Raw genomic sequence first — 19,248 nt, 5'->3', positions numbered from 1 at the left:
GTGTCAGACGGTAGTCGGGGGCAGCGGAAGCGGCAGCCCCGGAAGTCCGTCCATGCTGTGCTCGATGTGTTCCTTCTTCTTGAAGTACTCGCTCAGGGAGGCGTCGTCCTCGCGCGCGAAGCGCTTCCCGTGCAGATCGCGGTCCGCGTCGTACGACATGAAGGGGACCGCGTATCCGCAGCTGTCGCGGATGAGTTCGGCTGTGACGACGATGATCGCGCGCAGGCCGTGCTGGGTCGGGTCGATATCGGGGAAGTGTTCGAGCAGCTCCTTGAACCTGGCGTCGTCACGGAAGACGGGTTCGCCGTGGCCGTGCACCCGGACGATGTTCGGAGGGCCCTGGAAGGCGCACCACATGAGAGTGATGCGGCCGTTCTCGCGAAGGTGCGCGATGGTCTCGGCGGTGCTTCCGGCGAAGTCGAGATAGGCGACGGTCCGCTCGCCGAGCACGGCGAAGGATCCGGTCAGCCCCTTGGGGGAGAGGTTCACCGTGCCGCCCTCGGAGAGGGGAGCCGTCGCGGTGAAGAACATGGGCTGCGCCTCGATGAAGGTGCGCAGCCTGCCGTCTATGCGTTCGTAGGTCTTTCCCATGGTTCTGGATTATCGACCCGAGATCGTTCGTCTGTCTAAGAATTTCGCGCGCGTCTCGGTCTGTGGAGGGCTGAGTGGAGGGCTCGATCGACGGGCCGATTGACGAATCATGCAGTCGAATGCATACTCATGCATGACGTCATCGACGTCTTCGCCCTGTCCTCGAAGAACGCGGCGAAGCGCGACCTCGCCTGATACCCGTTACGGGAAGGGGCGGGACGGGGAAGAGAAAACCCGCCCCGCGTCACCGCACATCTAGGAGCAACCGTGAGCAGCAACACCGGCGATGTCCGCCTCTGGGGCGGCCGGTTCGCCGACGGCCCCGCCGAGGCCCTGGCGAAACTCTCCGCCTCGGTCCACTTCGACTGGCGCCTGGCGCCGTACGACATCGCCGGCTCCCGCGCCCACGCGCGCGTGCTGCACAAGGCGGGCCTGCTCACCGAGGACGAGCTGACCCGCATGCTCGCCGGCCTCGACCAGCTCGAAGCGGATGTGGCGGACGGTTCGTTCGTCGGGACGATCGCCGACGAGGACGTCCACACGGCGCTGGAGCGCGGCCTGCTTGAGCGCCTCGGCGTCGACCTCGGCGGCAAGCTGCGCGCCGGCCGGTCCCGCAACGACCAGGTCGCCACGCTCTTCCGGATGTACCTGCGTGACCACGCGCGCGTCATCGGCGGCCTCGTCACCGACCTCCAGGACGCGCTCGTCGGCCTCGCCGAGGCGCACGCCGACGTCGCCATGCCGGGCCGTACGCACCTCCAGCACGCCCAGCCGGTCCTGTTCGCGCACCACGTCCTCGCCCACGTCCAGTCCCTGTCCCGGGACGCCGAGCGGCTGCGGCAGTGGGACGAGCGCACGGCGGTCTCGCCGTACGGCTCCGGCGCCCTGGCCGGTTCGTCGCTCGGCCTCGACCCTGAGGCCGTCGCGAAGGACCTCGGCTTCGAGCACGGCTCGGCCGCCAACTCCATCGACGGCACCGCGTCGCGGGACTTCGTCGCGGAGTTCGCCTTCATCACCGCGATGATCGGCGTGAACCTCTCGCGCATCGCCGAGGAGATCATCATCTGGAACACGAAGGAGTTCTCCTTCGTCACTCTCCACGACGCCTTCTCCACCGGCTCGTCGATCATGCCGCAGAAGAAGAACCCGGACATCGCCGAGCTCGCCCGCGGCAAGTCCGGCCGCCTGATCGGCAATCTGACCGGCCTGATGGCCACGCTCAAGGCCCTCCCGCTCGCGTACAACCGCGACCTCCAGGAGGACAAGGAGCCGGTCTTCGACTCCTGCGACCAGCTCGAGGTCCTGCTGCCCGCGTTCACCGGCATGATGGCCACGCTCACGGTCAACCGGGAGCGGATGGAGGAGCTCGCCCCGGCCGGCTTCTCGCTCGCCACCGACATCGCCGAATGGCTCGTCAAGCAGGGCGTGCCGTTCCGCGTCGCGCACGAGGTCGCCGGCGAGTGCGTCAAGGAGTGCGAGCAGCACGGCATCGAGCTCGACCAGCTGACGGACGACCAGTTCGCGAAGATCTCCGAGCACCTCACGCCCGAGGTGCGCACCGTCCTCAACGTGCAGGGCGCGCTCGCCTCGCGGTGCGGCCGGGGCGGCACCGCTCCTTCGGCCGTCGCGGTGCAGCTCGCCGAGGTGAAGGACGACCTCGCCGTGCAGCGCGCGTGGGCCGAAGCCAAGTCCTGACCTGCCTTTTGTGCGGCCCGGCCCTTCAGGGGGCCGGGCCGCGCCGCGTTGTCAGTGGCTCCCTCTAAAGTTTCCGCAGCTCACCGAGTGGCTGGAGCGCCACGAGCGCGACTGCCGGGAGCGCGCCGAGCGCTGGATGACCCGCTCCCTTCCCGTACCGGCCGCAGTGCTCGCCGAGGTCTGGCCCGACCCGGCCTGGCGAGCGGCCTTGTAGGACCTGGTCGTCACCGGCGACGACGGCGAGGTCGCCGGGTTCCTGCGCGACGCCGACCCTCCTGCGTCGCGCGGGCCTGTCCACCGCCGCCGAGCTGCTCGACGCGCTGCGCAGATCCGCGGCCGAGCGGGGCCGCGACGGATTCGGCCGCCTCGGTCCGGCGGACACCGACGCGTTCGCCCGCGCCTGGCTCGCCACGGCCCGTTACCTCGACGAGGCGTCCGCAGCCCTGTGCCGCGGCGCCTGGCAGATCTGACCCGCACCCCACGCGCGCACCCCACCCCACCCGCACACCCCACGCGCGCACCCCACCCCCGTCGCCGAGCGATTCACTTCCTATCCCTGTATATCCACCTACTCATAAGACATCCACGCCCCTGGTGAGACAAGCATGTCTCACATGGACTACCCTCGTCTCATGTCAGTCGACCGAGAACAGGTGCTGCGCACCGCCGCCGCCCTGCTCACCCGCAAGGCCACGGCCACGATGGACGAGGTGGCCAGGGCGGCCGGTCTCAGCCGCGCCACGCTGCACCGGCACTTCGCGGGCCGGGACGCACTCGTCAGGGCCCTGGAAGAACTGGGGATCCAGGAGTGCGAGGCCGCCCTCGATGCGGCCCGGCTCGACGAGGGCGGCGCCGACGAGGCCGTACGCCGGCTGGTGACGGCGATCCAGCCGTGCGCCGGACTCCTCGCCTTCCTCGTCACGGAGAACCAGCTCTTCGAGGGCGAATCGCAGAACGAGGGCTGGGCCCGGCTCGACGCCCGCATCGCCGCGCTGTTCACGCGCGGCCAGGAGCGCGGCGAGTTCCGGATCGACCTGACACCCGCGTGGCTCACGGAGGCGCTCTACAGCCTGATCGGCGGGGGCGCATGGGCCGTACAGGACGGCCGGGTGGCCGCCAAGGACTTCACACACATGATCGTCGAGCTTCTGCTCGGCGGCGCCAACCGGAGAGTGGAACCATGACCAGCACACACCAGCGCACATCCGCGGCGGAGGTGGAGCCGAGGCCCGGGCGAGGACGATGGCTCGCGCTCCCCGTCCTCGTGCTCGCGGTGCTCCTGGTCGCGGTCGACGCGACGGTGCTCGGTCTCGCGACGCCGTACATCAGCGAGGACCTGGAACCGACCGGCACGCAGCTCCTGTGGATCGGCGACGTCTACTCGTTCGTGATCGCGGGACTCCTGGTCTCCATGGGCAGCCTCGGCGACCGCATCGGCCGTAAGAAGCTGCTGCTCACGGGCGCGGTCGCGTTCGGCGCCGTCTCGGTGCTCAACGCGTACGCGACGACCCCCGAAATGATGATCCTGGCCCGGGCCCTGCTCGGCGTCGCGGGCGCCACCCTGATGCCCTCGACCCTCGCCCTGATCCGCAACATCTTCACCGACCCGCGCGAGCGTTCCCTCGCCGTCGGCATCTGGGGCGCGGCGGCCTCGGCGGGCGCGGCGGTGGGTCCCGTCGTCGGCGGATTCCTGCTCGAACACTTCTGGTGGGGCTCGGTCTTCCTGATCAACCTGCCCGTCATGGCGGTCCTCGTCGTCGTCGGCATCAAGCTGCTGCCCGAGTCGAAGAACCCGGCCGGCGGGCCGTGGGACCTGATCAGCGTCGTCCTGTCCCTCGTCGGCATGATCGGTGTCGTCTACGCGATCAAGCAGGCCGCGTCGCACGGCCTCGGCTGGGAGGTGCCGGTGTCCGGCGCGCTCGGACTGGCCGCTCTGACCTGGTTCGTCCGCCGCCAGCTCACGCTGCCCGCGCCGCTCCTCGACATGCGGCTGTTCCGCCACCGCGGATTCTCGGCCGCCGTCCTCGCCGACCTGCTCACCATCCTCGGCCTTTCGGGCCTGGTGTTCTTCCTCTCCCAGTTCCTGCAACTGGTCCAGGGGCGCGGCCCGTTCGAGGCCGGTCTCGCCGAACTGCCCGCCGCCATCGGCGCGGTGGCGGCCGGACTGGTCGCGGGTACGGTGGCGCGCCGGTTCTCCGTGCGCTCCGTCGTCGCGGGCGGCCTCGCCGCGGTGGGCCTCGCTCTGGCCGGGCTGACCGGACTCAGCCAGTCGACCGGCTATCCGCTGCTCGGGGCCGTGCTCCTGATCGTGGGCGTCGGCGCGGGGTTCTCGTTCACCGTCACGGCCGACGTGATCCTGTCCAGTGTGCCGAAGGAGCAGGCGGGCTCGGCGTCCGCGGTCTCCGAGACGGCGTACGAACTGGGCGCGGCTCTCGGCATCGCCCTGCTCGGCTCCATCGTCATGGGCGTCTACCGGGACTTCACGGCCCCAGCCGGCACCTCGCCCGAGGTGACGTCGGCCGCCCACGAATCCCTGGGCGGAGCGGTCGAGTCCGTCTCGGCGCTGCCCGCGCACACCGCGAGCGAACTGCTCACGGCGGCGCAGGGCGCCTTCGCCGACGGGCTGCGGGCCGCCGCGGGCGTCGGCGCGGCGGTGCTCCTCGCGACGGCTGTGGCGGCGTGGTTCCTGCTGCGCGGCCAGAAGCTGGAGGACGGCGTCGAACACCCGTGGAGGACGCGTCCGCACGGATGACGACACGGCCGTACGGATGACGCACTTTCAGCGGGCGTCCGGACGGCCATACGCATGACGAAGGGCCGCACCCACCGGGTGCGGCCCTTCGTGACGCTCAAGTGCTACCGGCTCACGCGGCCTTCGCCTTGGTCGCGTACATGTCCACGTACTCCTGGCCGGACAGGCGCATGACCTCCGCCATCACCGAGTCCGTCACGGCGCGCAGCACATAGCGGTCGCGGCCCATGCCGTCGTAGCGCGAGAACTCCATCGGCTCGCCGAAGCGGACCGTGACGCGGCCGGGCCGCGGGAGGCCGCTGCCGCCCGGCTGGAGCTTGTCCGTGCCGATCATCGCGAACGGGACGACGGGCGCGCCCGTCATCAGGGTCAGCCGGGCGATGCCGGTGCGGCCGCGGTAGAGCCGGCCGTCGGGGGAGCGGGTGCCCTCGGGGTAGATGCCGAAGACCTGGCCCTCCTCCAGGACGCGGCGGCCGGTCATGAGCGCCGCGACACCGCCGTTGGCGCCGTCGCGGTCGACCGGGATCATGCCGACGCCGGTGAAGAACCACGCCATGACACGGCCCTTGAGGCCCTTGCCGGTGACGTACTCGTCCTTGCCGATGAACAGGACCTGACGGTCACACACGATCGGCAGCACGATCGAGTCGATGAAGGTCAGGTGGTTGCCCGCGAGAATGACAGGACCGGTGCCCGGGATGTTCTCGGCGCCCTCCACCCGGGGGCGGAACATCAGGCGCATGATCGGTGAGAGCACTGCCTTGATGAACGCGAAACGGGACAACGGGCCCTCCGGTGTCAAGGGGTGGCGGCCTAAGCCGTGGCTGGATGAGCTGAAGTCTGTGCAGGTGAGGACGATACTCGCGGCCCCCGGCCCGTTGCACATCGGGTTCACGCACTCGATACGCAGTGTTGACCATTATTTACGCTCAGTTGGCCGTCACGCGGCGCGCAGGAGTCACCCCGCATCACCTTTCCGTTCGGCCCAAGGTCTCCCACTGGACACTCCCGCACACCTACGATCGGTGCGCTTTGACAGGTGCAAGGCAGCGATGTGGGAGGAGTGCTCAATGGGGATGCGGAAGTCACAGGAGTCCCGGGGGTCGCAGCTCGGCCGCCGTTCGGTACTGGGTGCGGCGGTGCTCGGCGCGGGCGGAGCCGTCCTGGGCGCGCCCGGCGTGGCGAGCGCCGACGAGCGCGGCAGTGGCGGACATCACGGCGGTGGCGGCTACCAGAGCCTGCCTGTGCCCACCGTCATCGCCCACCGCGGTACGAGCGGCTACCGCCCGGAGCACACCTTCGGCTCGTACCAGCTGGCCCTGGACATGGGCGCGCACGTCATCGAGGCGGGCGACCTCGTGCCCACCAAGGACGGTCACCTCGTATGCCGTCACGAGCCGGAAATCGGCGGGACGACCGACGTCTCCGCGCACCCCGAGTTCGCGGGCCGCAAGACCACCAAGAGCCTCGACGGGGTCGCCACCACCGGCTGGTTCACCGAGGACTTCACGCTCGCCGAGCTGAAGACCCTGCGCGCCAAGGAGCGCATCCCGGCCAACCGCCAGCGCAACACCCTCTACGACGGCCGCTGGGAGATCCCCACCTTCGAAGAGGTCCTCACGTGGCGGGAGCGGCAGAGCCGCGAGCGCGGCAAGGAGGTGTGGATCCACGTCGAGACCAAGCACCCCACCTACTTCCGCAAGCTCGGCCTCGGCCTCGAGGAGCGCGTCGCCACGCTCCTGCGCAAGTACGGCGTGAACAGGAAGAATTCGCCCGTCTTCCTCCAGTCCTTCGAGCCGACCAGCATCCAGCGCCTGAACAGGCTGGTCGACAACCCGCTCGTCGTGCTCCTGTCGGCCGCGAACTCCCGCCCCTGGGACTTCGTCGACGCCGGTGACCCGCGCACGGTCGCCGACCTCATCACCCCCAAGGGCCTGGACGAGATCGCCTCGTACGCCCAGGGCATCGGGCCCACGCTCGACCTCGTCATCCCCAAGGACAAGGACGGCAAGCTCCTCGCGCCCACCACGCTGGTCAAGGACGCGCACGCCGCGGGCCTGATCCTGCACCCGTACACGATGCGCAACGAGAACACCTTCCTGCCCGCCGACTTCAAGAAGGGCACCGACCCGAACGCCTACGGTGACGCGTTCGGCGCCTTCAAGACCTATCTGGCCACCGGCATCGACGGCATCTTCTCGGACAACTGCGACACGGCGCTCCTCGCCCGCGAGGACTTCCTGAAGGCCTGACCTCCCTCAGCGCGCCGTCAACACCGCGCACCCCGGCCCCGGTTGGGGTGACGCGCGGCCGCCCCGGCAACCGCGCGCCCGGGCGGCCGCGTCCCGCCCGGCATGACGTACGACCTGGTCATCGACGCCCTGCGCCCGCTCATCGCCGCCGAGGTCTCGGCGGAGACCGCTGACGGCGCGGGCGAACCCGGCGACCTCGAACAGGCCGTCTGGCTGCGCCTGCTGGAGCGCATCGACTCCGACGGCCCGCCCGCCGACCCCGCAGCCTGGCTCACCGCCACCGTCAGATCCGAGGCGCGCCGCACCCGCCACGCCGCGCTGCGCGAGATCCCGTACGTCACGGAGCCCGCCGACGACTTCGAACACGGCCCGGAACAGCGGGCGCTGGCCGGCGACCGCCACCGCGCGCTGCACGCCGCCGTGCGCAGACTGCCCGGGCGCTGCCCCCGCGTCGTGGCCGCTCTCCTGTCACCACAGGACCTCACCTACCGCGAGATCGCAGGGGAGTTGGGTATCTCACAGGGCAGCCTCGGTCCGGAACGTTCCAGATGTCTGGGATGCCTGCGCAGAATGCTGGCAGCAGAGGTTGCGGCTCCTGAACCGTGGGGAAAGGAGCGGTAGACAACCGGCGGAGCAGGTGAGCGGGAGGCATGCACACATGGGCATGAGCGTGATCATCTCTGCGGCGACCGAGCAGGACGCCGAGAAGATCCTCAAACTTCAGTACCTGTGCTACCAGAGCGAGGCCGAGCTCTACGGCGACTACTCCATCGAACCGCTGACGGAACCGCTCGCCTCGGTCAGGGCCGAACTCGCGGGCGGCACGGTCCTGGTGGCCCGGCTCGGCGAGGAAGTCGTGGCCGCGGTGCGGGGCGCCGTGGACGCGGACGGCACGGCCCGGATAGGCAAGCTCGTCGTGCACCCGCGCATGCAGCGCCACGGCCTGGGCGGACGGCTCCTCGACGCCGTCGAGGCGAAGCTCGGCGTCGACGGCGCCGCCAAGCGCTTCCAGCTGTTCACCGGCCACCGCAGCGAGCACAACCTGCGGCTCTACCGGAAGCACGGCTACGTGGCTGTGGGCACCCGGCGCGTGGACGAGCGCCTCACACTGGTGACGCTCGCCAAGGACGCCGAGGCGGGCGCGTTCGTCGCCAGCGCCTAGTCAGCGCGTAGCCCGGCGCGCCTTGTTGAGCCAGAACATCGCGGTCACCGGGAGCAGTACCGGAATGAACAGATAGCCCATGCCGTAGTCCGACCAGACCGTGGCGTCCGGGAACGCCGACGGGTCCGCCAGCGTCCAGGTCCCCACGGTCAGTACGCCCACGAGCTCGGCGGCACAGCACACCAGCGCCGCCTTGCGGGCCTTCTCCCCGCCGCGCACGAGCGAGTACGTGATGAAGCCGTACACGAGGCCCGCGAGCGCCGACAGCGAGTAGGCGAGCGGCGCGTGGTCGAACTCCGTGGAGATCTGGACGGCCGAGCGCGAGACCGCGCCGACCACCATCACGCCGTACAGCCACACCAGCAGCGTGCCGGGGCCGCTGGTCAGTTTCTGCGGCTTGCCGCCGCTCTCGCTCTGTGAGGTCACGGACACCTCAGCCTCCCCAGATGTCGTAGAGCCGCACTTGCAGGACGGCCAGCACGATGCCGCCGGCCGCCACCGTCACCGAACCCCAGCGGGTGCGCTCGGCGAGCGACATGAAGCCGGCCGCCGGGATGCACGCGAACGCGCCGATCAGGTAGGCCACGAAGATCGTCGTGCCCTGGTCGGGCTTCTCGCCGCGTGCCAGCTGCACGATGCCGACGATCAGCTGGACCGTGGCGAGCAGCGACACCACGGCCATGCCGATGAAGTGCCAGTCCTTGGTCGGCTGGTCGCGGTAGGCGGCGAAGCCGCACCAGGCGGCGAGCGCGAGCGCGGCAACAGCGGTCGCGACCGTCAGGGCATCAAGCATGCCGAGACCCTATTACGGCCGAAAAGGCCCGGTGCGCGCGGCCCCGCCACCGTGGCGTTGGCCACAGCGTGCCGGGTGCCGGGCCCGGCTCGTACGAGGGCGGGAACCACCTCCTGCCCCTGTCCGCACTGGCCGCACGGGGCGTCAGGTGCGTCTCGGGCCAGGGCGGGGCACCGTCCAGGGCCGTCCGCTATTCGGACAGCGGTTCGGGGGTCCCGGCGTACTTCTGCTTTACTTTCCGCATGACCACGACGAGCAGCCGCACCCTTGCGACCGAGGCGACGATGACGCCCGGTGCTCGTTGTATGTGTCGAATGTGCGCCTTCTGAGGGCCCCCTGTTTCTCGCGCCCCGAAGCGAAACGCCGTGCCCAGTACGTACTTACGCCTACGTGACCGGGCCGCCCCGCGCACAGTCTCCCCCCGGTTCCACCGCCACAGCGAGAACCGTGCTGCGTCCAGGCCGATCCCGACCATGAATGCCCGCCGCAGGCGCTCACCCGCGCCGCGCAATCGACAGTGACGGAATCCCACGTGATCACCACCCAGGGCCTCACCAAGGTCTACCGCTCGCGCGGTCGAGAGGTCACCGCCCTCGACGGCGTCGATCTGCACGTCCGCGAGGGCGAGGTGTACGGCGTCATCGGCCAGTCCGGCGCCGGCAAGTCCTCGCTCATCCGCTGCGTCAACCTCCTGGAGCGTCCCACCTCCGGCACCGTGACGGTCGACGGTCAGGACCTCACCGCCCTCGTCGGCCGCGGCTCCCGCGCCGGCAAGGAGCTGCGCGAGGCACGCAGCCGTATCGGCATGGTCTTCCAGCACTTCAACCTGCTGTCCTCGCGCACCGTCCAGGACAACATCGAGCTGCCGCTCGAAATCCTCGGCAAGTCGGGGAAGGAACGGTCCCGCAAGGCGCTGGAGCTCCTCGACCTGGTCGGCCTGGCCGACAAGGCCAAGTCCTACCCGGCCCAGCTCTCCGGTGGTCAGAAGCAGCGCGTCGGCATCGCCCGCGCCCTGGCCGGCGACCCGAAGGTGCTGCTCTCCGACGAGGCCACCAGCGCCCTCGACCCCGAGACCACCCGTTCCATCCTCCAGCTCCTTCGCGACCTCAACCAGCAGCTCGGCCTGACCGTCCTGCTCATCACGCACGAGATGGACGTCGTCAAGACGGTCTGCGACTCCGCCGCTCTCATGGAGCGCGGACAGATCGTCGAGTCCGGCACCGTCAGTGAGCTCCTCGCCACTGCGGGATCCGAGCTCGCCGCCGCGCTCTTCCCGGTGAGCGGCGACGCCAGCGGCGCGGACCGCACGGTCATCGACGTCACCTTCCACGGCGAGTCGACGACCCAGCCGGTCATCTCCCAGCTGTCGCGCACGTACAACATCGACATCTCGATCCTCGGCGCCGCGATGGACACCGTCGCCGGCAAGCAGGTCGGCCGCATGCGTATCGAGCTGCCCGGCCGCTTCGACGAGAACGTCGTGCCGATCGGCTTCCTGCGCGAGCAGGGCCTCCAGGTCGAGATCCAGGGCCACGAGCCCGTACTGCTGAAGGAAGGTGTCACCAAGTGACCTGGTCGGAGATGCAGCCGCTGCTGTCCCAGGCATGTTGGGACACCCTCTACATGGTCGGCTGGTCCACGCTGATCGCCGTCGTCGCGGGCCTGCCCCTCGGCGTCCTGCTGGTTCTCACGGACCGCGGCGGCCTGCTGCAGAACGCCGTGGTGAACAAGGTCATCGGGCAGATCGTGAACATCGTCCGCTCGATGCCCTTCCTCATCCTGATGGTCGCCCTGATGGGCTTCACCCGCTGGATCGTCGGCACCACCATCGGCCGCGAGGCCGCCATCGTGCCGCTGGCGATCGGCGCCATCCCGTTCTTCGCGCGGCTCGTCGAGACCTCCGTACGGGAGGTGGACGGCGGTCTGATCGAGGCCGTGCAGTCGATGGGCGGCAACACCTGGACCGTGGTCCGCAAGGTCCTCGTGCCCGAGTCGCTGCCGTCGCTGATCTCGGCCACCACCACGACGATCATCGCGATCATCGGCTACTCCGCGATGGCCGGCACGGTCGGCGCGGGCGGCCTCGGCGACCTCGCGATCCGCTACGGCTACCAGCGCTTCGAGGCCGAGCTGATGTGGATCATCGTGGCGGTCCTCGCCGTCACCATCGCCGTCATCCAGTTCGCGGGCGACAGCGGAGCCCGCGTCCTGCACCGCCGGGCAGGCAAGGGCGGCGAACCGCTCCGCTTCCGCGCCTTCACGGGCCTGCTGCCCGGCGGCCCCGTCACCGCGGACGCCGCCCCGGCCAAGACCCGCTGACCCCTGACCCGCTGATCACTGTCTCCCCGTCCCACCCGGCGGGTTGCACCACCCATGGAGAAAGGCACTTTTCGTGCGTAACACCACCAAGATCACCGCAGCTGTCCTCGCCACCGGCGCCCTCACCCTGGGCCTGACCGCCTGCGGCTCCGACAAGGGCGACACGAAGGCCAAGGCGTCCGACCCGCTCGTCGTCGCCGCGACGCCCGTCCCGCACGCCGAGATCCTCGAGTACGTGAAGGACAACCTGGCGAAGAAGGCCGGCCTCAACCTCGAGGTCAAGGAGTTCACCGACTACGTCACGCCGAACACGGCGACCGAGGACGGGTCCGTGGACGCCAACTACTTCCAGACCCAGCCGTACCTGGAAGACTTCAACAAGAAGAACGCCACGCACCTCGAGTCGGTCGCCACGGTCCACCTCGAGCCGCTCGGCCTCTACTCCCAGAAGGCCAAGAAGCTCGACGACCTGAAGAAGGGCGGCACCATCGCCCTTCCGAACGACGCCGACAACGAGAGCCGCGCCCTGCGCTTCCTCGCCGCCAACAAGCTCATCACGCTGAAGAGCGGCTCCGAGGCCACCGCGACCCCGCAGGACATCGCGAAGAACCCGAAGGACCTCCAGTTCAAGGAGGTCGAGGCGGCCCAGACGCCGCGCTCCCTGCAGGACGTCGACGCCGCGGTGATCAACGGCAACTACGCGATCGGCGCGCACCTCAAGCCCGCGCAGGACGCCCTCGCCCTGGAGTCCACGAAGAACAACGCGTACAACAACGTCCTCGCCGTGAAGAAGGGCAACGAGGACGACCCGCGCGTGAAGAAGCTCGCGAAGCTGCTGACGTCGCCCGAGGTGAAGAAGTTCATCGAGGGCAAGTACAAGGGCTCCGTGCTCCCCTCCTTCTGATCCGGGACACGAGTACCTACTGATGCGCACCGTCACGATTCCCGCCGCCGTCATCGCCGGAGCCCTCGCGCTCGGCCTGACGGCCTGCGGGTCCGGCGACTCGGGGTCCGGCTCCGGCGACAGGAGCGGCAAGCTCGTCGTCGGCGCCACCCCGACCCCGGCCGGCGAAGTCCTCGCGTACGTACAGCAGCACCTGGCGAAGAAGGCCGGACTCGACCTGGAGATCAAGGAGTTCACGGACTACGTCCTGCCGGACACCTCTCTCCAGGACGGCTCCCTCGACGCCAACCTGTACCAGCACAAGCCCTACCTGGACGACTTCAACAAGTCCAAGGGCACCACCTTGAGCGCGGTCACCGAGGTGTACCTGCCGCCCATGGGTGTCTACTCCAAGAAGGTCGACGACGTCACGAAGCTCCGCAGCGGAGCGACCGTGGCGCTGCCGAACGACACCACCAACGAGGGCAGGGCCCTCGAACTCCTCGCCTCCAAGGGCGTCATCGGGCTCAAGAAGGGCGCCGGCGCGACCGCGAGCCCGCAGGACATCGCGTCCAACCCGAAGAAGCTCGTCTTCAAGGAGCTCGAACCGGCCCAGCTGCCACGCTCGTTGGCCGACGTCGACGCGGCCGTCATCAACAACAACTACGCGCTCGACGCGAAGTTGAGCCCCAAGAAGGACGCCATCCTCGTGGAGTCCGTGAAGGGCAACCCGTACAACAACGTCCTCGCAGTCAAGAAGGGCAACGAGGACGACCCCCGGGTCAAGAAGCTTGCCACGCTGCTGACTTCACCCGAGGTGAAGAAGTTCATCGAGGACAAGTACCAGGGCTCGGTGCTTCCGGTCACCGCCGGCTGACACCACCCGCAGCCACCGCGCCTACAGGGGGTCCTCTTCCGCAACGGGAGAGGACCCCGTGGTGCAGTTACGTGCCTTCATGCTGCATGCTGGGCACTTCACCAGGCCATGAAGGTTACGGAGCGGCGCCATGACTACTGGTACTCGGGGCTTCCCGGACATCTCCATCAGCACGGATCGGCTGGTCCTGCGCGCCCTCGAGGAGGACGACGCCCCCGCCCTCGCCGAGATGATGAACGACGAGATGGTCGCCGCCTGGACCTCCGTCCCCCAGCCCTTCACCGAGGACCAGGCCCGCACCTGGATCACCCAGTACGCCCCCACCGAGCGCATCGCCGGCCGCGGCCTCGACCTGGCCGTCACCGAGTTCCTCACCCAGCGCCTGGTCGGCATCGTCCAGCTCGGCAAGACGAACTGGCACGTGGGCTCCACCGAGCTGTCGTACATCATCGCGCCGTGGGCCCGCGGTGAGGGCTACGCGTCCGAGGCGGCGCTCGCCACCGCCCGCTGGCTCTTCCGCGAGCAGGGCCTCGAGCGCCTGGAGCTGCGCACCGCGGCCGACAACACCGCCTCCCAGCAGGTCGCCCAGAAGATCGGCTGCATCAGCGAGGGCGTCCTGCGCAACGCGTGCATAGCGCGCACCCGTACCGAGGACGGCGGCTGGGAGGACCTGCGGACCGACTTCATCGTGTGGAGCCTGCTGCCCGAGGACCTCGACGGCGTCTCCGACGAGTTCGCCGAAACCAGTGGATACACGTCCTTCTCGGACTGGAACTGACCCCCAAGGCCGCACCCAGGTACACCAGGTACGCTCACCGAGCCCGTTCGACCCGCAAGAACCCCCAGGAGACTGACACGATGGCCGACCGGGTCACGGTGATCGGCTGGGACGGCTCGCCCCTGACCGCGGCGGCACGCTCCGCGCTCGGCGCCGCCACCCTCGTGGCGGGCGCGGGCCACCACCTAGCGCTTCCCGAGGTGACGGGCCGCGCCGAGCGGATCAGGCTCGGCAGCGTGGCGCTCGCCGCCCGCCGCATCGCCGCCCACCGCGGCACCGCCGTCGTCCTCGCCGACGGAGACCCCGGCTTCTTCGGCGTCGTACGCACGCTGCGCGCGCCCGAGTTCGGCCTCGAGGTCGAAGTGGTCCCCGCCGTCTCCTCCGTGGCCCAGGCGTTCGCCCGCGCCGGCATGCCCTGGGACGACGCCCAGGTCGTCGTCGCCCACCGCCGCACCCTGCGCCGCGCCGTCAACGTCTGCCGCGCCCACCCGAAGGTCGCCGTCCTCACCTCGCCCGGAGCCGGCCCCGCCGAGCTCGGACTGCTCCTCGAAGGCGTCCACCGCACCTTCGTCATCTGCGAGGAACTCGGCACCGACCGCGAGCGGGTCACCGTCGTGACCAGTGACAAGGCAGCCGATCACACCTGGCGCGACCCGAACGTCGTCATCGTCATCGGCGGCCCCACCGCCCCGTCCGACGAAAGCGCCTGGCTCGCCGGAGGCGCCCCCTCGGCCGGCGTGCGCGGCTGGGCCCTTCCCGCCGCCGAGTACGGCGGCGGCCTCGGCGAGGGCGAGACCGAGCCCCTGCGCGCGGCTCAACTCGCCCGCACCGGACCGCGCGTGGGCGACCTCGTCTGGGACATCGGCTGCGGCAGCGGAGCCTTCACCGCGGAGGCCGCCCGCTTCGGCGCCGCCGTCATCGCCGTCGACCGCGACCCCGACGCCTGCGCCCGCACCCTCGCCACCGCCCGCCGCTTCGGCGTGCAGCCGCAGATCGTGCACGGCACGGCGCCCCACATCCTGGAAGACCTGCCCGAACCCGATGTCGTACGCATCGGGGGCGGGGGAGCGGCCGTCGTCTCCGCCGTCGCCGACCGGCGTCCCGAGCGCATCGTGACGCACGCCGCGACACGCGATGCCGCCGAACTCATCGGCAGGGACCTGACGGAGCACGGCTACCGGGTCGAGTGCTCGCTCCTGCAGTCCGTCGAGCTGGACACTCGTGCGTGGACCGAGAAGGAGCGGACGGTGGGGTTCCTGCTCTCCGGGGAGTTGCCCGACCGCAACCCGTGACCCTGTCGCTCCGGGGCGCGCGGTAGGCTGGCCGATCGTTGTACTGCACCCGGAGGTCCGGCTTTCCGTCGGTCAATGTCCGGAAAACGCGCCACTTTTGGGGCACGTGTGGTACGGCAGGACCGGAGGATGCGCAACGTGGCGCAGTCCACAGCGGGCCGTGCCCGATCCAGGTGCGGTGGCAGCCGGCCGACCGGGACAATACCTGTTGTCCCCAGCCGGCTCGTGCCGCACGGCACTCACGCTCGTTCTTCATGACGGGCGGTCGCTGCGCCGCTCCGGTCACTGGGGTCGCATCCCCGGCCGACGGCCGGGGGCTGCCGAAGAAGCACTAACCGATGGGCGAGGGGTACGCATGACCGACACCGGCCAGGTTCCGGGCGAGGGGCTGCCGGAGAACGCAGGCACGGTGGAACAGCCGGGCGTCCCCGCCCCGGGTGCGTACACCTTCCTCGACCCCTCCGAAACCCCCACCGAAGACGACGATCTGCTGCTGATGCCGGGTTCGCAGGGCGCCTGGGGCGAGCCGCAGGCTGCCCCGATGCCCGCCCCGCACGAGCCGGGCCCGCACGAGACGGCGGGCCGGGACAGCGGCCAGGTCGACCTGAACGGCGTCCGAGTGCCGGGGCCCTCGCCCGCCCCGCACCCCGGGCCCGCGCGTCGCCCGCTGCACATGGGACCGCCGGTGCCGGACGGCACGGGCAGCCCCGTGCGCTCGCTCGCCGACCGCGGCCCCGCGCACACACCGCCGAACCCCATGCCGGTACGTCAGGCGGGCCCGCCCACCACGGAACCCGAGTACCTCGACATCCCGCGCGACGAGACGGGCGCCCCGGCGCCGCAGCTCGGTGAGATCCCGCCGCGGGGCGCCGCTGCCTGGGACGCACAGCCGCAGCAGGGCTTCGAGGCGTCGGCCGCAGTAGCCGAGGTCGCCGCGGAGGCAGCAGCCCCAGACGTCGCAGCAGAAACGGTCGTCCCGGACGCCACTCCTGTCGCACCGGCGGCCCCGACGCAGCAGACCGTCGGCGACGCCCCCGTGTTCGCCCAGGCGCCGCAGCATGCGCAGGACGTGCCTGCCGCGCAGGCTGAGCTGACGCCGGAGGCCTTGGTGGCCCCGGAGTTCACCGGTCCCGAGGAGGTGCCGGTGTACGCCGCGGCTCCCGACGCCGGCCTGTTCGCCGAGGAGCAGGCCGCGCCGGCCGAGTACGCCGTCGACTACTCCTCCGCTCCGAACGGTGTGCAGTTCGCGCCGGTCGCGCAGGGCCCCGAGGGCGCGCAGTTCGCGGTGCAGCCCGAGCCGGTGGCTGTCTATGCAGGGCATCAGCAGATGGCCGCGCACCCCGGTGAGCCGCCCGTCGACCCGCACTCCGGCCAGTTCGCCGTGGCGCCCGAGGAGGTCCAGGGCCAGCACTTCCCGCAGGCAGACTCCGAGGGTCCGGCGGACCAGGCGCCGCAGCCGCTCGGCCAGTTCGTGCCCGTCGAGGGGAACATCCCCACCACGCCGCACCTGGCGCCGACGCCGCCGCAGCACATGGTCGTGCCGCCGCTGCCCGAGCCCGCGGCCGAGCTGCCCGAACCGGCGGCGCCCGACGCCCCGGCACCCGTCCTCATCGACGAGACCCCCGAAACACCCGCCGCGGACCAGGTCCCCCCAGCGCAAGAAGCACACGAAGTCCACGTGGTACCCGAGACACACGAAGCGCCCGCGATGAACGACGCGGCGCACGCGACGAACGAAGCGCCCGCGATGAACGAGCCGCAGTTGACGCACGAGGCCGCTGCGATCCCCGAGGTCACCGAGCTCTCCGGGACCGCTGAGGCGCCCGAGGCGCCCGCCGAGCCCTCGCCCGTACTCCCCGAGGCCGTCGCCGAGACCCCCGCCCCGGCCGAAGCGGACGCGGCGGAGCAGGAGACCGCTCCCGAAGCCGCCGAGCCCGAAGCAGCCGAGCCCGTCACTGCCGAGCCCGTCACCGCCGAGGCGGAGCAGGCGCTCGTAGAGGCTGAGCCGGAAACCCTCGTCCCGGCCCCCCGCGAGTCCGAGCCCGCCGTCCAGGACATGGCGGACGCGGCCCCCGAGACGCTGCCGGCCCCGGCCGACGACCTCGCGGGCCCGGCCGCTCCCGGCTACGACGAGGCCGAGCGCGAGGCCGTCCTGCGCGTCATGCGTGAGCGCCGCGACATCCGTAACGGCTTCCGCAGCGACCCGATCCCGCACGACGTGCTGCTCCGCGTCCTGGAGGCCGCGCACACGGCGCCGTCCGTCGGCCACTCGCAGCCCTGGGACTTCGTCGTCATCCGCTCCGCGGAGACCCGGCGCACGATGCACGAACTGGCGATGCGCCAAAGGGACGCGTACGCCAAGTCCCTGCCCAAGGGCCGCGCGAAGCAGTTCAAGGAACTGAAGATCGAGGCCATCCTCGACACCCCGGTGAACATCGTCGTCACCGCCGACCCGACGCGCGGCGGCCGCCACACCCTCGGCCGCCACACGCAGCCGCAGATGGCCCCGTACTCCTCCGCGCTCGCGGTCGAGAACCTGTGGCTCGCGGCCCGCGCCGAGGGCCTCGGCGTCGGCTGGGTCAGCTTCTTCGACGAGCGCGAGATGGTCCGCGCCCTCGGCCTGCCCGACCACCTCGAGGTCGTCGCCTACCTCTGTGTGGGCTACGTCGACGAGTTCCCGGACGAGCCCGAGCTGATGCAGGCAGGCTGGTCCAAGCGCCGCCCGCTGTCGTGGGTCGTCCACGAGGAGACGTACGGCCGCCGCGCCCTGCCCGGCGAGGACCCGCACGACCTGCTCGCCGAGACCGTCTCCAACATCCGCCCGCTGGACGCCAAGGCGCTCGGCGAGGCGTGGGAGCGGCAGAAGCGGATGACGAAGCCCGCCGGTGCGCTCGGCATGCTGGAGATCATCTCCGCCCAGCTCTCCGGCCTGTCCCGGATGTGCCCGCCCCCGATCCCGGAGCCCGCGGCCGTCGCGATCTTCGCGGGTGACCACGGCGTGCACGCCCAGGGCGTCACCCCGTGGCCGCAGGAGGTCACGGCCCAGATGGTCGCCAACTTCCTGGGCGGCGGCGCGGTCTGCAACGCGTTCGCGAACCAGGTCGGCGCCGAGGTCTGCGTCATCGACGTGGGCGTGGCGGGCGAACTCCCGGCCACCCCCGGCCTGCTGCCCCGCAAGGTCCGCTCAGGCTCCGCCGACATGACCACCGGTCCCGCCCTGAGCCGCGAAGACGTCAAGGCGGCCATCGAGGTCGGCATCGAGACGGCCCGCGACCTCGTCGCGGCCGGCAACAAGGCGCTCCTCACCGGCGAGATGGGCATCGCCAACACCACGGCGTCGGCCGCCCTGATCTCGGTCTACACGGGTGTCGACCCGTCCGAGGTGACGGGCCGCGGCACGGGCATCAACGACGAGACCCACGCCCGCAAGGTCGAGGTCGTCCGCCGCGCGCTCGACCTCCACCAGCCGGACCCGGCCGACCCGGTCGGCGTCCTCGCCGCGGTCGGCGGCCTGGAGCACGCGGCGCTGGTCGGCCTCCTTCTGGGCGGCGCGTCGCTGCGGACCCCGGTGATCCTGGACGGCGTCAGCGCCGGAGCGGCCGCTCTGGTCGCCCGTGCCATCGCCCCCGAGGTCCTCGCGGCCTGCATCGCGGGCCACCGCAGCGCGGAGCCCGGCCATGTGGCGGCCCTGAACAAGCTGGGTCTGCGCCCCCTGGTCGACCTGGACCTCCGCCTCGGCGAGGGCACGGGAGCGCTCCTCGCCCTGCCGATCGTCCAGAGCGCGGCCCGTGCGATGCACGAGGTGGCGACGTTCGACTCGGCGGGCGTCACGGAGAAGTAGCAGGGCCGAGGGC

17 protein-coding genes and 1 pseudogene are annotated in these 19,248 nt (G+C 70.8%); 14 read left to right on the top strand and 4 right to left on the bottom strand.

Translation table 11 applies throughout. From position 1 onward, the window contains the following. Positions 1-3: 3 nt before the first annotated feature. Positions 4-591, bottom strand: coding sequence for a pyridoxamine 5'-phosphate oxidase family protein (locus ACY0PA_RS09955; RefSeq protein WP_473084292.1), 588 nt, complete (start codon positions 589-591; stop codon positions 4-6). 267 nt (positions 592-858) lie between these two features. Between ACY0PA_RS09955 and argH the strand changes: the two genes are divergently transcribed. The 4 genes and pseudogenes from argH (at position 859) to ACY0PA_RS09935 (ending at position 5,038) form a co-directional block, all read left to right on the top strand. Continuing rightward, positions 859-2,286, top strand: coding sequence for an argininosuccinate lyase (gene argH / locus ACY0PA_RS09950; RefSeq protein WP_473084291.1), 1,428 nt, complete (start codon positions 859-861; stop codon positions 2,284-2,286). A 76-nt stretch (positions 2,287-2,362) separates the two neighbouring features. Then, positions 2,363-2,581: pseudogene (locus tag ACY0PA_RS09945) on the top strand (DUF4132 domain-containing protein); the annotation flags it as partial. 337 nt (positions 2,582-2,918) lie between these two features. After that, a complete protein-coding gene (locus ACY0PA_RS09940; protein ID WP_473084290.1) occupies positions 2,919-3,470 on the top strand; it encodes a TetR/AcrR family transcriptional regulator in 552 nt (183 codons plus the stop codon). Continuing rightward, positions 3,467-5,038, top strand: coding sequence for an MFS transporter (locus ACY0PA_RS09935; RefSeq protein WP_473084289.1), 1,572 nt, complete (start codon positions 3,467-3,469; stop codon positions 5,036-5,038). The genes ACY0PA_RS09940 and ACY0PA_RS09935 overlap by 4 nt, the downstream gene beginning before the upstream one ends. A gap of 112 nt (positions 5,039-5,150) precedes the next feature. On the opposite strand, the gene ACY0PA_RS09930 is transcribed toward ACY0PA_RS09935, so the two are convergent. After that, positions 5,151-5,924: a lysophospholipid acyltransferase family protein gene (locus ACY0PA_RS09930; RefSeq protein ID WP_383092988.1), complete on the bottom strand. Its 774-nt coding sequence runs from the start codon at positions 5,922-5,924 to the stop codon at positions 5,151-5,153. 184 nt (positions 5,925-6,108) lie between these two features. On the opposite strand from ACY0PA_RS09930, the gene ACY0PA_RS09925 reads away from it, so the two are divergent. The 3 genes from ACY0PA_RS09925 (at position 6,109) to ACY0PA_RS09915 (ending at position 8,452) form a co-directional block, all read left to right on the top strand. Next, positions 6,109-7,290, top strand: coding sequence for a glycerophosphodiester phosphodiesterase (locus ACY0PA_RS09925; protein ID WP_473084288.1), 1,182 nt, complete (start codon positions 6,109-6,111; stop codon positions 7,288-7,290). Positions 7,291-7,392: 102 nt separating this feature from the next. After that, complete coding sequence (locus ACY0PA_RS09920; protein ID WP_473084287.1) at positions 7,393-7,911, top strand: RNA polymerase sigma factor; 519 nt, start codon at positions 7,393-7,395, stop codon at positions 7,909-7,911. Positions 7,912-7,948: 37 nt separating this feature from the next. Then, on the top strand, positions 7,949-8,452 hold the full coding sequence (locus ACY0PA_RS09915) for a GNAT family N-acetyltransferase (protein WP_473084286.1): 504 nt from the start codon (positions 7,949-7,951) through the stop codon (positions 8,450-8,452). Here the strand turns inward: ACY0PA_RS09915 and ACY0PA_RS09910 are convergent, their stop codons facing one another. Together ACY0PA_RS09910 and ACY0PA_RS09905 are read right to left on the bottom strand one after the other, a co-directional pair. Further along, the gene (locus tag ACY0PA_RS09910; protein WP_473084285.1) at positions 8,453-8,884 is read right to left on the bottom strand and encodes a hypothetical protein; all 432 of its coding nucleotides are present in this window, start codon (positions 8,882-8,884) and stop codon (positions 8,453-8,455) included. A gap of 1 nt (position 8,885) precedes the next feature. Next, the gene (locus ACY0PA_RS09905; protein WP_266668480.1) at positions 8,886-9,245 is read right to left on the bottom strand and encodes a hypothetical protein; all 360 of its coding nucleotides are present in this window, start codon (positions 9,243-9,245) and stop codon (positions 8,886-8,888) included. A gap of 532 nt (positions 9,246-9,777) precedes the next feature. Between ACY0PA_RS09905 and ACY0PA_RS09900 the strand changes: the two genes are divergently transcribed. From ACY0PA_RS09900 to cobT, 7 genes are all read left to right on the top strand, one after another. Next, on the top strand, positions 9,778-10,815 hold the full coding sequence (locus tag ACY0PA_RS09900; RefSeq protein WP_473084284.1) for a methionine ABC transporter ATP-binding protein: 1,038 nt from the start codon (positions 9,778-9,780) through the stop codon (positions 10,813-10,815). Further along, the gene (locus tag ACY0PA_RS09895; RefSeq protein ID WP_473084283.1) at positions 10,812-11,564 is read left to right on the top strand and encodes a methionine ABC transporter permease; all 753 of its coding nucleotides are present in this window, start codon (positions 10,812-10,814) and stop codon (positions 11,562-11,564) included. Before ACY0PA_RS09900 ends, ACY0PA_RS09895 begins: the two co-directional genes overlap by 4 nt. 73 nt (positions 11,565-11,637) lie before the next feature. Then, positions 11,638-12,468 (top strand): MetQ/NlpA family ABC transporter substrate-binding protein, encoded by an 831-nt coding sequence (locus ACY0PA_RS09890; protein ID WP_473084282.1) that lies wholly within the window; start codon positions 11,638-11,640, stop codon positions 12,466-12,468. A 22-nt stretch (positions 12,469-12,490) separates the two neighbouring features. Continuing rightward, on the top strand, positions 12,491-13,324 hold the full coding sequence (locus ACY0PA_RS09885; protein WP_473084281.1) for a MetQ/NlpA family ABC transporter substrate-binding protein: 834 nt from the start codon (positions 12,491-12,493) through the stop codon (positions 13,322-13,324). Between the two features lie 130 nt (positions 13,325-13,454). Continuing rightward, on the top strand, positions 13,455-14,102 hold the full coding sequence (locus tag ACY0PA_RS09880; RefSeq protein WP_326776674.1) for a GNAT family N-acetyltransferase: 648 nt from the start codon (positions 13,455-13,457) through the stop codon (positions 14,100-14,102). Between the two features lie 80 nt (positions 14,103-14,182). Further along, a complete protein-coding gene (cbiE, locus tag ACY0PA_RS09875) occupies positions 14,183-15,394 on the top strand; it encodes a precorrin-6y C5,15-methyltransferase (decarboxylating) subunit CbiE (RefSeq protein ID WP_473084280.1) in 1,212 nt (403 codons plus the stop codon). A 355-nt stretch (positions 15,395-15,749) separates the two neighbouring features. Beyond that, the gene (gene cobT, locus ACY0PA_RS09870; protein WP_473084279.1) at positions 15,750-19,235 is read left to right on the top strand and encodes a nicotinate-nucleotide--dimethylbenzimidazole phosphoribosyltransferase; all 3,486 of its coding nucleotides are present in this window, start codon (positions 15,750-15,752) and stop codon (positions 19,233-19,235) included. Positions 19,236-19,248 lie beyond the last annotated feature (13 nt).

The sequence above is a fragment of the Streptomyces sp. DS1-CR2 genome, from assembly GCF_055760475.1.
Note: the sequence above shows the minus strand (reverse complement) of the source record. Positions and strands in the feature narration are given on the sequence as shown.